General features: G+C 51.1%; 10 protein-coding genes and 1 tRNA gene. 1 reads left to right on the top strand and 10 read right to left on the bottom strand.

Annotation, left to right across the window (positions count from 1 at the left end):
• Positions 1-52: 52 nt before the first annotated feature.
• From pgaD to pgaA, 4 genes are read right to left on the bottom strand one after another with little or no spacing between them, the layout of a single operon-like run.
• The gene (pgaD, locus tag BZK40_RS03570) at positions 53-559 is read right to left on the bottom strand and encodes a poly-beta-1,6-N-acetyl-D-glucosamine biosynthesis protein PgaD (protein ID WP_003825542.1); all 507 of its coding nucleotides are present in this window, start codon (positions 557-559) and stop codon (positions 53-55) included.
• Positions 556-1,890, bottom strand: a complete 1,335-nt coding sequence (gene pgaC / locus BZK40_RS03565; RefSeq protein ID WP_003033859.1) for a poly-beta-1,6-N-acetyl-D-glucosamine synthase — start codon at positions 1,888-1,890, stop codon at positions 556-558. The genes pgaD and pgaC overlap by 4 nt, the downstream gene beginning before the upstream one ends.
• Entirely contained in the window at positions 1,887-3,908 is a 2,022-nt protein-coding gene (gene pgaB / locus BZK40_RS03560; protein ID WP_048215612.1) for a poly-beta-1,6-N-acetyl-D-glucosamine N-deacetylase PgaB, read from the bottom strand. The genes pgaC and pgaB overlap by 4 nt, the downstream gene beginning before the upstream one ends.
• Positions 3,909-3,917: 9 nt before the next feature.
• On the bottom strand, positions 3,918-6,380 hold the full coding sequence (gene pgaA / locus BZK40_RS03555) for a poly-beta-1,6 N-acetyl-D-glucosamine export porin PgaA (RefSeq protein ID WP_057067439.1): 2,463 nt from the start codon (positions 6,378-6,380) through the stop codon (positions 3,918-3,920).
• 816 nt (positions 6,381-7,196) lie between these two features.
• On the opposite strand from pgaA, the gene BZK40_RS03550 reads away from it, so the two are divergent.
• Positions 7,197-7,733: a GNAT family N-acetyltransferase gene (locus BZK40_RS03550; protein WP_079934169.1), complete on the top strand. Its 537-nt coding sequence runs from the start codon at positions 7,197-7,199 to the stop codon at positions 7,731-7,733.
• A 466-nt stretch (positions 7,734-8,199) separates the two neighbouring features.
• On the opposite strand, the gene BZK40_RS03545 is transcribed toward BZK40_RS03550, so the two are convergent.
• From BZK40_RS03545 to BZK40_RS03515, 6 genes are all read right to left on the bottom strand, one after another.
• Positions 8,200-9,186 carry a hypothetical protein gene (locus BZK40_RS03545; protein ID WP_079934168.1) on the bottom strand — a complete coding sequence of 329 codons (987 nt, stop codon included), beginning with the start codon at positions 9,184-9,186 and terminating at the stop codon, positions 8,200-8,202.
• 77 nt (positions 9,187-9,263) lie between these two features.
• The gene (locus tag BZK40_RS03540; RefSeq protein ID WP_079934167.1) at positions 9,264-9,755 is read right to left on the bottom strand and encodes a hypothetical protein; all 492 of its coding nucleotides are present in this window, start codon (positions 9,753-9,755) and stop codon (positions 9,264-9,266) included.
• A gap of 317 nt (positions 9,756-10,072) precedes the next feature.
• Positions 10,073-10,639 (bottom strand): hypothetical protein, encoded by a 567-nt coding sequence (locus tag BZK40_RS03530; protein WP_079934165.1) that lies wholly within the window; start codon positions 10,637-10,639, stop codon positions 10,073-10,075.
• Between the two features lie 1,061 nt (positions 10,640-11,700).
• A complete protein-coding gene (locus BZK40_RS03525; protein ID WP_000852869.1) occupies positions 11,701-12,360 on the bottom strand; it encodes a DUF4145 domain-containing protein in 660 nt (219 codons plus the stop codon).
• Complete coding sequence (locus BZK40_RS03520; RefSeq protein WP_079934164.1) at positions 12,353-13,960, bottom strand: site-specific integrase; 1,608 nt, start codon at positions 13,958-13,960, stop codon at positions 12,353-12,355. The genes BZK40_RS03525 and BZK40_RS03520 overlap by 8 nt, the downstream gene beginning before the upstream one ends.
• Before the next feature lie 134 nt (positions 13,961-14,094).
• Positions 14,095-14,168, bottom strand: a tRNA-Gly gene (locus BZK40_RS03515).
• Positions 14,169-14,234 lie beyond the last annotated feature (66 nt).

Genomic DNA, 14,234 nt, shown 5'->3' with positions numbered 1-14,234 from the left:
GTCTAATCATAGACCTATGCGAGGCTGAAGGAAGCGGCTGAAAGCAGAAATATCATTCAGGCTTTTTCTGTATCGACGGCTGCGGCTCTGGCGGCAAATACTCCAGCATCGCAGGCGTCGGCGGCGGGAGGCGGTTATCGGCAATATCCCTGTCCACATCGATATGACTGATTTCGCCATTCTCATGATGGTGGACCGTCAGCACCCTCGCCTTGTTCAGTTCCGTAACCAGCTCCCGGGTAATACGCAAACTTTCTGCCAGCTCATGGTCTTCAAGCCCGGGTCTGCGACTGCGGCGTTCGACCCGAAAACGAAACTGGTTGTACTTCGCCCAGCCAATCAGCACCAGGCCGTTGACCAGGGCGACAAGGATATAAAACGTGACCGTATCCAGCGTGGTGAAAAAGGGTCGCACACCCATATACGGTGAATGCGCCAGGGCTGTGATCAGCCCTTTATAGATCAAATAGATAAATCCAACCCATGCGATGGCCGTCAACAACACATCGATGATGCGCGGCAGCAAACGCCGCTCCGTGAAGATCAGTGGCTGGTTCATGATTCGATCCTCCCAATACCGCGGTCAGGACTCACCCAACGCGCTCTGCCACGTTTACGTTTGAGCATCACTTTCGGGAACGCGACCAGCGTGGTGAACAGGCTTAGCATCCAGTACACCACCGGGAACCAGATAATCCAGAACAACGAGGCGCCAATGCCTTTTTCATAGCGTCGTTCAATCATCAGGCTCACCGCAAACTGCAGCAAGCACACCACGCCGAGGATAAGCCCAGTAAAGGCTGGCGGGAAAAGATGCTGTACATACAGCGAGTCCGGCATCGGGATCATCAGTCCTAACAGGAACAGCACGATACTGATCGCATAGGCAAACGACCAGGCGGTAGAAAAACAGAACTCAAGAAACAGCGGCCACATGCGACGGAACTCCCACGACCACAGACGACGCATGTTAACGATAAACACCTCTGCACCACCCTGCGCCCAGCGCAAACGCTGCTTCCATAGCCCTTTTAATGTTTCAGGCATCAGGATCCAGCACAGTGCGCGCGGCTCAAAGAATACCGACCAGTGGCGCAATTGCAGCTTCCAACTGATATCGATATCTTCGGTGATCATGTCCGGGCTCCAGTAACCGACCTCGGCCAACGCGCGACGGCGAAACGCCGCAACTACGCCGGAAACGGTAAAGATCTGCCCATAGACTCGCTGAGTACGCTTAATTAAGCCGATAATGGAAGAGAACTCACCGACCTGCACACGACCGATTAACGTAGAGCGGGTTCGAATACGCGGGTTCCCCGTCACTGCACCAACGCGCGGGAACTGGATCAGAGGAGCCACAATATAGGCAACGGCATCACGATCCAGTAACGCATCGCCATCAATGCACACCAGGTAATCACTGCGCGCAGCGGCTGCACCGGTCTTGAGCGCCAGCGCTTTACCCTGGTTTTCAGCCAGATGAATCACCCGCAGGCTGGGGTATTCCACTGCCAGTTGTTCCAGCACGTCGTGAGTGTCATCCGTCGAGCCATCGTTGATGGCGATCACTTCGATATTCTTATATCGCTGTGCCAGTGCTGCCTCAATGGTTTCACGCGCGTTGATCCCTTCGTTAAAACAGGGGATCAGAATGGAAACCAGTGGATTCCCCGGCAGGGTTGGTGGTGGCGTGTCATCTCCCCATTTCCAGTGACGTTCACGGTAAAACCAGAAATAGACCCCGCCGCTTATCCACAAAGCAGACATGAACAATGGCCAGAAGAAGACGAAGTTCAACATCACTTCACCTGTAAAGATGACAGCCACGCCAAACGGCAGGCTGAACATCAGACAAAGTATCAGGAAAGCAATAATGCGATCGGTCATTTTTGCGGATACCAGTATGAGGAGAACGTCGAGCGAATCTCTGACATCTCAGGTTTGTCGCTGATGAAATCATCCGGGTAATAGCCGTAGTTACCTGCACCGCTTAATTTCAGCTGGCGCATCCATTCGGCTATTTGTTTTCCGCTGATTTCAGCCTGATCCCCGGATTTACGCCAGTCTCGTGCCTGCAGTTCAAACACGGTTTTATCCAGCGCCCCAGGGGTTTGTGCAACGGCATTCACCAGTCGGTCAAGCCATGCGTTGGCATCATTGGCCGGGATCTGTTCCATGAATGGCATCGCCATCGGCGCCGTCCAGTCATAGGTATTGAGGAAATCATTCAGGTTTTGTGCAAACCAGGCTTCACTTTCAGGCTCCAGTACCGGCATGGCGTAAATATTGCGCGCAGTTTGCACCTGTGGACCGCGAATATTACGCACCGTCCGGGTCAGTTGTTTGGTGAAGTCAATCAGCATCTTACTTTTCAGGCGAGTCCAGCGCTCGAACGCCTGAGGATTATTACGTATTTGCTCGATACTGCCCGGAAGCCCTGCGGCACGGTAGGCGGCTAACGCCTCCGGTGACGCATCTTCAAAATCCGTCAGGAAAGCATCGTCATGGAACAAAATACCTTTGAAGCTGGCGTGCTTCGCCAGGTCTTCATAGATTTCAGTGATGCGTTTGCGCGCTTCGCTGTCCCAGGGCGAGAGACGAACATAGTTCTCGTGATTGATAGCAGTGCGTCCCGTTTTCGGATCCCATGCGGTTACGCGTGGAATGGACGCGTCGAGATCGAAAGCCAGAACCGGCATCCAGGCATACACCGTCACCCCTGCCCGCGTTTGTAACTGCCAGGAGATATAGTTAAAGAGATCGGCACGCATCGGCAGCCAGCGGTTGGGGAAATAGAGTTCGCGAATATTCCCGTCGCCCTGCGGATCGGCGTACGCCTGCAGGAAGACATGAGAAATACGCATGTCATAAACGCGCTGGATCAGCTTATCGATATTTCGCTTCTGCTGAGCAGGGTCTTTGTCATACACGTAATCCAGATCGACATGCATCACGCGCATCGTCTGTGGTTCACGGACCTGAGCGACCTGACTGGCAAAGCGCTTAAGGGATGGGTTATCAGAAATCAGCACGCGCGGAATATCATCGAGAAACGCGGCATTTGCCAACCCTTCATTAAGCGTAAAGGCCATCTTATAGCCATGCTCTTTGGCCAGGTTTAACGTTGTACCGTTGGCTGCGCCGTAAGGCCATACCCACGCGCGCGGCGATTTGCCGGTCACCGCTTTGATCTTGTTAGTGATCAGAGAGATATCCGTGTTTATACGTCGCGTGTACTGTTCGTCCGTTTCGTAAGTGCCGGTTTTCTTATCATACAGGCGGTTCGCCACAGCGGGCTCTTTACTCCCCTGCGGGTTGGCCTCAGCGCCAAAGTGCGAGTTCCAGGTGTGCGCACCGACTTCTACCAACGGCGACTTGCCCATTTCTTCGACCATTTTCCAGGTGGCGAATTTGTCTCGCGCGGTCATTAAGCCGCCAAAATCGACTTTTTTGTTGGCTGGCGCATCAACCCAACTGCCTACTGGTGCCCAGAGTGCAGGCCAGTTGTAGGCTTTCAGCAATGGCCAGACGCGGGTATAAAAACTGCTATATCCGTCGTCAAAGGTGAGTAATACCGCTTTTTCCGGCAGTACAATTTTACCGTCATGGGCGTCCAGAATTTGCTGCACGCTGATCGGCTGATAGCCATTATCACGCAGCCAGGCCATTTGGTCGCTCAACGCGCTGGTACGCACAGAGAGGTAGCGCTGGTCGGCTGCACCATCCTCCACATCATGGTAGCCGAGCACCAGAAAGCTATTTTTCGGCCACGGATGATCCGCCGTCAGCGGTGTTCTCTCTGCGGGAGGAACATAGCGAGGCGTTGTATTGTGCGCGCTGCTGCACGCGGTAATCATCAACCAGCCAGCGATTAATGCGCTAAGCCACAGGCATCTTTTCAGCATGAACAATCCTTAAAACCTGACATTTAAATCGAAAGCGAGGGAGATATTCCGCTCACGTTTACCGTCATAGGGGCGTTTATCCCAAATCAGCATCACCCCGCCATCTACGACGTTGTTCCATTTAAGCCGTTGGCCGTATCCCACCTGGACGATAGCACCTGCATCTTCACCTTGCTGCCAGTAGCCACCTACGCCTGCCAGGCCTTGCTGCGTCCAGACGGTATCATAGTGGCGGTAAAGAACCTGCTCTGCGCTCAGGCCAGGGACAACCGAAAAATCACTCTTCGGGTTGTAATACGGAACATTTTCTTTGGTGTTGGTGCTCCCGCCGATACCCGGCGTAAAGTCCAGCGTGAAGCGCGGCGTGGTCCACATGCGCTCTTTTCCGCTGAGTCCATATTCGATGCGATCGTTACCGTCCGAGAAATGTGATGCGGCAAACGACAGTTGATATTCACGTCGTTCGTTTTGATACCAGCGAACAAACATATCGCCGCCGTTGGCATACACGCCACTACGCAGCGCGCGCAACGGGGTATTGCGAGAGAGGCGCTCGGCCGACCCACCAACGCGCCAGTTGTCATTAAAGTCATGCCAGCCGGATAGACGCCCGCCAATCTTCTGACCATCGCCATAATTTCGGCCAGACACTTCCATTTCCGCCCAGTAATCACGGGAAGTCCATTCTGCCCCCGCCGCCAGATCGCGGCTGATGCCCTTCCCTTCCTCAAATTCACCGGTAGCAAAGTTGAATCCGGTAAACAGTCGCCAGTTGTCATTAATCGGCGGACTGTAAATAGCCGTGTTGATGTTGAAGTCATTCTTACCGCTGACCGGGCTATCGGACGAGATCCCCTGCGTACCGCTAATGCGCACTTCCGACATTTTGTGGACATCACGAATACGCGCGAGGCGCAGCGTCGCTTCATCATCCGGGCTACGGGCAATAACGTCATCCGTCAGTTCATCTGCCTGTTTCCACTCCTGGAGATCCAGCGCAACGTAAGCCTGCTGACGTTCCAGCTCCAGGTTGCTTGGCTCAATGACTTCCGCCAGCTTAAGCTCTTTCTCCGCCGCATGCGGCAATCCACGCGCTTCAAGCACAGAGGCATAAGATATGCGCAATCCCTGGTTACCAGAGCCTGTTCGTGCCAGATGCTCTGCGAGCTTTTCTGCCTCTGGCAGTTCATTGGCAGCGATATGATATTGCGTCAGTAGCGACTGTCCGAGCAGCCAGTTATCGTTAGGCTGCGGCGTTGGCGAGCCATAGATACGCCGCAGATACGGACTCTCTTTGATCAAATCATCGACTTGTTTTTTGGCAGCATCGAAGTTTTCATTATCAATGTGCGCGTAGAACAGATCTTGTTGATCCTCAGGACTGAGCGGCGTCACCGGGATAGGTCCATTCGGGTAGTAGATGCTCGCCAGCATCGCTTCGGTTTTTTCCGGCTGGCGTTCGCTTAACCATGCTGATGCCACCCAGCGTTTTGCATAGTTTGGTACTTCGCCGCTTGCAGAAAGGGATTCATACTCATCAATCACTTCGGCAGTACGCTTACGCACCAACAGGGCACCCATACGGTCAATTCTCGCCCGACGGACATCATTCTGCGCAGACGGCTCATCTTTCCAGGCCGCCAGCAACTGGTCATAACGGGCCAGCGCTTTATCGGCCACGATAAACCGTTCTTCTTCATTACGTGCGGACGTATAGGAGGAGCGTACCATTTCAGCCGCCGCATCAAGCTCAAGACGGCGCTTCACTGGATCAGCCGTGGGAACGACCTCAGCCATATTTAAAGCGGGTCCGGAAACGCGGTTCGCCGACAGCGCAGATAGCAGCGTGGATTTTGCATTTTTGTTGCCTGGATCAACATCATCCGCCTGGCTGGCAACCAACAGTGCATCCCAGTTTTTCCCCTGAGAATGATATACGTAGGCAAGCAGTGCGTCGGAGTCTGCGCCCGGATGCGCCTGCGCCCATTTATTCGCTTCAGTAAGGGCTTGTTGGTTGTAGCGCGCATCCGCCAACGTCATTATCCAGCCGGTGCGTACATCCACGTTATCAGGCTCTTCCTGTAAAACGCTTTCCCACACCGCCAATGAATCATTCCAGTTTTTCTGGTTACGGTACGCACGTGCAGCGGCGACTTTGCCGCGCGCAGGCACATCCATCTGCCCACGATACCGCTGCCAGATTTGAATGGTTGTTTTATCGTTGTTCTCAACCCAACCAGAAACTTGCAGCCAGTCGGCAACCTGATTTGGCGTTAGCGCACTTTTCTTTCCCTGATCCTCAAGGTAGCGCAATAGTGGCGCACTATTCCCCCCCCGCGCTTCAATAACCAAAGCATCATAATCTGATACCGCAGCAGAGATTTGCATAGGGAAAAGAATGCTTGCCGTAAATAAACAGCTTACAGACTTAAAACGTTTAATGAAGTTGGCATGTCGACGCATACTGAACATATCTGCCCTTATATCTTACATCAGAGTAAAAATAAGCGTTTTCAATAAGTTACGGTCAATCCATGACAGTTGCCGACCATGTAAGATGCACTGCCGCTTATTTCGTAATAGGGTTATGAAGCAATTAATTCTTTCGTCTTATTGACTACCCGCACCGCGTCCTCTAATCGTTGGACAGGAGGCATAAACTCGGGAATTTTATCACTCCATGTAGTTCGTGGCTACGCAATAAGAAAAGTCTTAGGCAAAAAAGTATTTTAGACTAAATAATCCTAATACTCTTGGGATTGAATTCTGGATTTAAACAAAGTTTGCCCGGTGACATCATGTGACGATGCTTACTATTGCTGGTTAGCATAGCTACACCGCGCAACTGTTTGCATGGTAACTATTTTGAGAGGTGAATAGAGAAAAATCTGATAATAGGCTCTCTGCTAACAACAAAATATAACTTAATTTTTAGGGCTCAAACAGGGCCAATGAAATGAAAATAAGGGTACAGGCGCAAGAAGAATTAGATACAGTAACAATGCGTTGAAATCAAACAACTTTATTTATCATTTTTCGAAACCTACCATAATTGGTATTTGGAAACTCAATCAAATACGTGCGTGAATAATTGTGTATTACTCTACCTGTTAATATATTTACCAACCTTGCGTACTATTGACAATATCAACCACAATCAATTATTTCCCCTTACAATATGCAAGCCTATTTGCATTACAAGCAACTGATAGAAGCATAATTTTTTGCACTTACCTTCCCCTCAGTCTTTCAGGTAATCTGGGCAAAGACGCCAATGGGAGCCGGTCAATGAAAATCGTTAACGCAGAAGAAAAGCACATCCTCACCATACGCGATATCTATGCACATCATGTTCTTCACGGTACCGGCAGCTTTGAAACCGACCCGCCGGATGCACACGAGATGCTTGCTCGTCTGGAAAAAATCCGCAGCCTCGGGCTGCCGTGGGTCGTCGCTCTGCAGGAAGATAAGGTCATCGGGTATTGCTACCTCACCCGCTACCGCGAGCGCTATGCCTACCGCTATACCCTTGAGGATTCGATTTATATTGCTCCAACGGCTCAGCGTCAGGGTGTAGGAAAAGCCTTACTGCGTCATGTGATTGGCTGGGCTGAAGCACAGGGTTATCGGCAACTGATTGCCATCGTCGGCGACAGCAATAATCAGGGATCGTTAAAAGTCCATCAGCAGGCCGGATTTACGCAAATCGGCACACTGAAAAACATTGGCTTCAAACATGGGCTATGGCTCGACACGGTATTGCTACAACGTAATCTGGGTGAAGGTAACAGCACGCTGCCACCGGATTCCGGTGTCGCTATCTAACGTTTTTAAGGATTAACTACAGGGAGAGAATTTTTGGAGCGGGCGAAGGGAGCCGAGGACAACTAGCTAACTTCTTGTTTCTTAAAGATTGATGAATCCAGTGGTTACAGTGATGGTTACACGTGGAGAGGCTGAAGGTCAAGACTTGAAGTACGTAACATTCCCACAAAAGGAATAGAACACGGTCACGGACTACCCGGCCCTTTGGTCTGACTGAGGGTCGGGCTATGGGGTAAATCGTCAGGCTCATTGTATTAGATAGGGTCTCACATTTTTCAGTCAAAACTCATCGTCTAATAGCCATCAGCCAAACAACAAGCGCTAACTTCAGCAGGAAGACCCCGAGATAGACTTTGTGTAGGTCCATTAGGTCCTCCTCCCTCCGTACCCATGAACTAGATCACTAGTACAAAATAAAGGCCAGACATCCAGTTACGGAAGTCTGACCAATAGTCGTTATTGTTAGTTAGCTTGTCTTGGTAAAGCTCAGGCGTTTGACTACAGGCAGGACAGCAGCAGCGCTACCAGTCCCCATCTTTACAGTCGTTGCAGCCTCAGCGACCACGAAGACCTTACCGAGAATCTCAAGGTCGTGAGACTGGGTGTTGCCATCTCGGGACAGGACCACAGTAATGTTCTCGCCATCGTGACGGAAGCAACCGAAGCTCAGAGCCGTGAAGCGTTTAGCCATCATGAACACACCACGGTCTTCACCGTTGTAATAGGCGATGTCTGTCCCCAGCATATCGACGATAGCGTCTTCACCACCGAAGCCCTGCTTAGCAGCAAGACGGGAGAGAGCCTTGAGGTGTGACTCATGGGCGATGAGTCCATAATCAGTAACCTCAGAACCGAAAGAAGGCTCGGTGTTCTCATACAGGGCATCCATGATAGCGTCAGCCTTAGCGGTCAGACTGCCAGTTAGAACCGGAAGCTCTACTGTCTTCAACAGCTTAGAGGACTCCAGAACGTCAACCATCTTAGAGTTAATGGTACGGACCACATTCTCACAAATGTTCAACGCATCTTGTTGGAGCGTCCCCTGAGTGAAACCAGTAGTCGACTTAGCGTCCCACAGTTTAGTCTGCTCAGAGATGAGAATAGCCTGTTCAATCGGTTCGACCACAATCTCCTGACCGGACGGAACGGTAACGACTTCAGGTCGCTTACCACCACGGACAGGAACGACCACAGAGCGGTCAGCCAGAGTGTGAGCAATGATTGGCGTCGGTAAGCTGTTACGGGTCGGCAGGACTTCTACAGGGAACGGGATGTTCTCCTGAGCGGACTTCAGCACACCGTTCAGCATAGCCTTAACGGTCTGGGCTAAACGCAGAGCGTAAACCTGTGGGTCAGCATTGGTTGGCAGACCTTCGTTAACCTGAATGTTGTCGGTGTCGGTGATTCGTACTGGTTCAATGCCGAACTGGTAAGCGTCTTTAATAGTTGTCATAATAATCAATCTCCTAAATTAGTTTAGATACTGTGGGTCCCAACATTAGGTCAGGACCATTTGTGTGTGCGTATGTCTTACAGGCTGTCCATCCAGTTACCGCCTGACTCAAGGTCAGCGACGATAGCGGCACGGGAGCGACCAGCGGAATGGGTAGCACTGCGGAGGTTCTCACCATAGGTCCGGCGTTCAGCTTTGACCTGTTCGCGGCGCTGTAACTCTTTCTGCCATTCGTCTTCGGTCATGAACATTTCGCGGGTACGCTCTTTCTGAGACGCCAGCTCTTTAGCGATACGCTCAGCCTCGACACGCTTATTCATCTGGCGGCGTTGGTAGGCGGTCATCAGGTCGTTGGACATGAAGTTACCAATGGTCACGCCAGCTTCAGCCAGAGCCTCTAACAGCTCCATTGCCTCGCGGCTGGTAGACGGCAGGCCTGACAAGTAGCCCGGAATGAGGGTCTTGATAGCGAGCGACAACGGGTATGGCTGACCGTCCAGACTCACAGTGTTTTCATAAAGGTTGATGTCGGTGACTGACAGCTTCCAGTTGTTGTTGTTGAACATCATAGGTAATTCTCCTCTTGAGAGTTGAGACTATCGGTCTGCTACAGGCGTGTTTAGTCCTGCGGCGTCTCCCCGCATCGGTCATCTCAAAAGGTTTAAAATTAGGTATTGAGTAGGTGAGCTACTAACGGTGTGCTGGTGCTAGCTTGCTAGCTGACGGCAGTTTCATAGCGACCAGTTGGGCTATTAGCTCGTCTCGGGATTGGTGCTGGCGGGTCTCGTCTTCTGGGTCCAGACCTAGCTCCTTCAGGAGGACTTCAGTCCGGTAGCCACGGTAACGGAGAGTCATGCGACCCTCAGGTGTGCGTGGGTCAATCATCTTAGAGTCCCTCCACTCGGGACGCCCAGACGCTCCCTGTAGGGATGAGACTCAGCGCCATACCTTTGGTCATGTGACCAGCTTTAACAGCCTTATACAGTCGCTCAGGCTTGCGTCCGTCCGCTTTGCTAAACAGGGTAGACATCTGGTGATGGGCGTAGTCTCGGTCAGCGTTAGAGTGTCGCTCCAGTAGCTCAGCTTCGGCGTGATAGCCCAGCTCAACCATCTTGTTAACGACAACGGTCTGGACTTCAGGCATTGCCAGAACAGCTTCAAAGGCAGCGTAGACCATGTCCTCGAAATCATGAGAGACCCATCCGGCATACTTCATGGTCACTTGCTTGTCAGCCAGAATATAATCATGACCCAGCTCATTACGAGCGGACCGCATTTTTTGCGGGACGGTAGAGAAACGCTTAGCGTCTTTGGTCCTCCACTCGGAGGGAGACTTCCCGCGATGCAGCTCCAGGGTCTTCCAGATTTCGGTCAGGTTCCACATCCCGTCCTCATTCGCTTTGAATGGTTGACCATCGATGTAGATGATGTGGTTAGCGTTAAGCTTTGACATATCGTTGTACTCCTTTTGTTATGTCTCCTGAAGTCACACCCTGAAAGCCTACTCAAGCCCCCAACGATAGGGAGACTCACAGGCAACAGGAGACATACAGAAAGACTTGAGGATTGATGAGGTCGTGTGAAGACCAGAGATGACCATAGCGGCTAATAAAAGGAAATTTTCCTCTTTTGAGGACTGCTCAGTTTTGAGCGCGTTAAGTTCTTCGACCATAGAGACGAAGGTTGCAGGCCGCATGTCAGGACGAGCTGTAAGGACTCCAGATGGTGAGCGGTGATAGACTTAAGCCAATGAGACGACTAAAGAACGCTAACGAGCTGGAGGTCGATACAGGAGGTCTGACAGAGGCGGATTGCTGGCCTTGCTTACTTAGGAGAAAGACTTAATGTCGGGAGAGCTTCCGCATAACTTGACGCATCAAGACCAGAGGCGGAATGTATGGTCCCTATAGTGATAGCTAAGGGTCCATTCCCTATAGTGAGGGTATAAGATGTGCTACCTGATAAGGCCATAATCTGACCTCCAGTTAGACCCGAAGCATGGAGACCACATCATAGCGACCATAGTTTACTTCGGGCTGACAGGACTGGAGGCTGGACTTAAAGTTCTTCTTATTGGAATTGTGATAAACACAATCCATAACAAGATAAACTCATGGTCTCCTCCAGCCTGCTGGTCAGGACTCAAGGTCAACCCAGACACCACCACTGGTCTAACCTCTTTGAGTTTCCGCCTGTCCACAAATGGATGGCAGACCTCAGCAATGATGTCTTGGTTCTTCAGTTATCCGCGCAGCGATTATCACAGAGCCAACTTAAAGTCGGATGTGGTCTTCTGCTCCCTGCCTGTCAAAAGGGAAGATAACCTACATTAAAAGAGAATGGTCTCAGGCCAAGGTGATTTAACACTAGGCGTCTGCGGATGGTTTCCAATCGGTCCGCTATCGGAAGCCTGAGACTAAATGAATGTATGTGTGTCGGAGAATGCCAGCAGGCTGGTGACTTATGGTCTCTCCCTATAGTGATAGTTAAGTCCCCTTCCCCTATAGTGAGGGGTTATTCGTTAGCGGCCTGCTGCTGCTCCCTCGCCTGTCTGTCCTGATTCTCAATACCTTGACGTGGACCTTCAGGCATACTCTGGAACATAGCCTCAATTTCTTTCGGTCTCGTGATTCGGTCATCGACAATAATGTTCAGCAGCTTAAAGAGACCGTGTGCCAACTGCGGGTCATCATCAAGACTAATCTCTCCGGGATGGACCGCCTGATTGCCGACAATACGACAGATATCTGCCGCCTGCTGGATGCGTACAGGTAGTCCTTTCTGGACGAGTGACCGGATGTCTTTATTAATGTTTTCTCCCGGCTCGCCTAAGTGGACCATTAGCTTCTGAAGGCAAAGACGAAGGAGTGCAGCTGCCCCTTTAGGAGACAGATTAATGATGCTTCGGGCTTCCATATAGTCGGACTTGCAGTTATCTGGCATATCTGGATTTGGTAGTTCAACATTGCCAGCCGCCGGAATAATCATATTGCCGTCATACCAATAAGCATCATCACCGCAATGAGAGCATGTTGACATTCGGAACTCAGTTGTCCTTTGCGCCAACTCACGCGCACTTCCATACATCCTACGCCAGAACTGACGGGCATATACACCACAGTGAGGACAATTAAAAGCCTCTGCTTCAAACACCGCCGGATAATACTCAGCCATTTACTAAAGTCTCCTTATAAACATCAGCCATCACATTAACCAATCTATCTACCTCGACCTCTTTCGCGTAACGGTCGTAAGTTATTGACCCTGAGCTATGACCCATAATCGCCTGAGCATACGCTAACTCGACCCCGTGTTGTTTTAACTGGGTCGCCACTGTATGTCTGAATGAGTGGAACGCTAAGCCGCTACGGTCAGCGAGGACTTTAGGCAGCAACGTTCTGTTAAACCATTTGCTCACCTGCTCACCGTAGCCATTCTTCATCAGCTTGAGGCCATCGAATACCATAGCATTATCACCCGCAGTCTTTCTACGGTCTTCCACAAGCGACATAAAGTCAGCCAATACAAAACCATAAGCGCCATCGACCAGCGGGACACAGCGGTCGCTATGAGCGTTCTTAATACTTTTACCCGGTAGGCTGCTATCGTCTTCGTTGATATGGATATACACGGTCCCAGCCTCAGTGGTCCTGACGTCTTTGACCTGAAGTTGGGCCACCTCGTTAAGTCTCGCACCTGTAATCGCAGCCAGAGCAGTGACGTAATAATGATATGGTTTACCTGAGGTCTTCTGAGAGTACGCTTTAGCGGCGACCAGTAGTTGCCCTACCTGCTCAGGACTGAACGCATCACGAGCGTCTGAGGCTTTACGCTGCGGGACTTTCAGCTCAAGACCTTCTGTCAGGTTCTTAGCTATCAGGTCGTTGCGTACCGCCCACTTAAAGACAGCAGCCATCTTGATAAGGTATTTATTGTTGATGGTAACGACATCCAAACAGTCAGTCTTAGACTCCCGGTTCAGCAGGTCAGACAGCGGCATAGCCTTAAAACGTTGCTTGCGGTTCTTCGGTAACAGTTGGAGGACTTCACGGACCCTAAGCATATCTGCACGGGTCGCCTTGCCGACATCCTGAATATCCAGATAGTCGAATATCTCGATTAACGTAGAGTGAGACGCTCGGTTCTCGCTTAGGGTCGCTGGCTTCCAGTTCTGGGCGTTCTCCTGCTCGTACTGCTCAATGAGAGACGCGAGGGTCAGAGCTTTAGGTTCGGGGACTTCAGGCTCCGATGATACAGATAGGGAGACGGACGGTCTTAGACTGCCAGTCTCAGGCTCAAGGTAAGACAACAGGCCAGAGTTATCGCCCTTGAGTCTATCCTGACAGGCTTTAAGTACACCGATAACGTCATTGATATAGCGATGCTGGTCTACAGTCAGACGCTCAGTCGCTACAGCTTCCCGAAGGTTGGACTTGATGTCGTCGTACTGGTCAACGTAAAGCTGGTAGGACTCCGGGTCGTTAAGGTCATCACGGCTGACACTAAGTTCCCACTCGACAATGGTCTTCAGGTGCTCCCGTAGCTCCTCATAAGAGGCGTTAGGGTTGTCTGCGTGGATTGCTTTAAGTGCTGACTTGATGTGCCTGGAGTGAGCCATAGCGATGCGTCTGTCCTTAGTCCGTAGTGATACTGACGCTAGTTTATAACGGTTGTGAGAAGGAAGCGAAGCGGTCAGGCGACCAGTGGTCTTCATCCTAAGACGGATGTAAAAGACACCATTACGCTGATAAAGGTAGGTTCTTGAGTTGAGCATGTACTGAGACCTTAGGTCTGCTCACTACTTCAACAAAGTTAGTCACAGTGTTGGTTACAGTGAGTAAAACTATCGGAAGGCTTTAAGCCGTATCCCTTAGGATTCAGTAAGTTATTGAACTTCAAGAAGTGTCGTGGAGCGGGCGAAGGGAATCGAACCCTCGTATAGAGCTTGGGAAGCTCTCGTTCTACCATTGAACTACGCCCGCATCGAAGTGCGTAAGGGATTATAAACCTTACGCTCTTCTTGGCAAGGGACTAACCGACTGACTGGC

This window comes from Citrobacter portucalensis (genome assembly GCF_002042885.1).
Lineage (GTDB): Bacteria > Pseudomonadota > Gammaproteobacteria > Enterobacterales > Enterobacteriaceae > Citrobacter > Citrobacter portucalensis.
The sequence above is the reverse complement of the archived record's forward strand: the minus strand, read 5'-3'. Positions and strand labels throughout refer to the sequence as shown.

What these genes read in the sequence shown, in the direction of transcription:
- BZK40_RS03540 (WP_079934167.1), bottom strand. Translation starts at nt 9,755, where the DNA reads ATGATGTTCAACAACAACAACTGGAAGCTGTCAGTCACCGACATCAAC.
- pgaC (WP_003033859.1), bottom strand. Translation starts at nt 1,890, where the DNA reads ATGACCGATCGCATTATTGCTTTCCTGATACTTTGTCTGATGTTCAGC.
- BZK40_RS03530 (WP_079934165.1), bottom strand. Translation starts at nt 10,639, where the DNA reads ATGTCAAAGCTTAACGCTAACCACATCATCTACATCGATGGTCAACCA.
- BZK40_RS03520 (WP_079934164.1), bottom strand. Translation starts at nt 13,960, where the DNA reads ATGCTCAACTCAAGAACCTACCTTTATCAGCGTAATGGTGTCTTTTAC.
- BZK40_RS03525 (WP_000852869.1), bottom strand. Translation starts at nt 12,360, where the DNA reads ATGGCTGAGTATTATCCGGCGGTGTTTGAAGCAGAGGCTTTTAATTGT.
- pgaA (WP_057067439.1), bottom strand. Translation starts at nt 6,380, where the DNA reads ATGTTCAGTATGCGTCGACATGCCAACTTCATTAAACGTTTTAAGTCT.
- BZK40_RS03545 (WP_079934168.1), bottom strand. Translation starts at nt 9,186, where the DNA reads ATGACAACTATTAAAGACGCTTACCAGTTCGGCATTGAACCAGTACGA.
- BZK40_RS03550 (WP_079934169.1), top strand. Translation starts at nt 7,197, where the DNA reads ATGAAAATCGTTAACGCAGAAGAAAAGCACATCCTCACCATACGCGAT.
- pgaB (WP_048215612.1), bottom strand. Translation starts at nt 3,908, where the DNA reads ATGCTGAAAAGATGCCTGTGGCTTAGCGCATTAATCGCTGGCTGGTTG.
- pgaD (WP_003825542.1), bottom strand. Translation starts at nt 559, where the DNA reads ATGAACCAGCCACTGATCTTCACGGAGCGGCGTTTGCTGCCGCGCATC.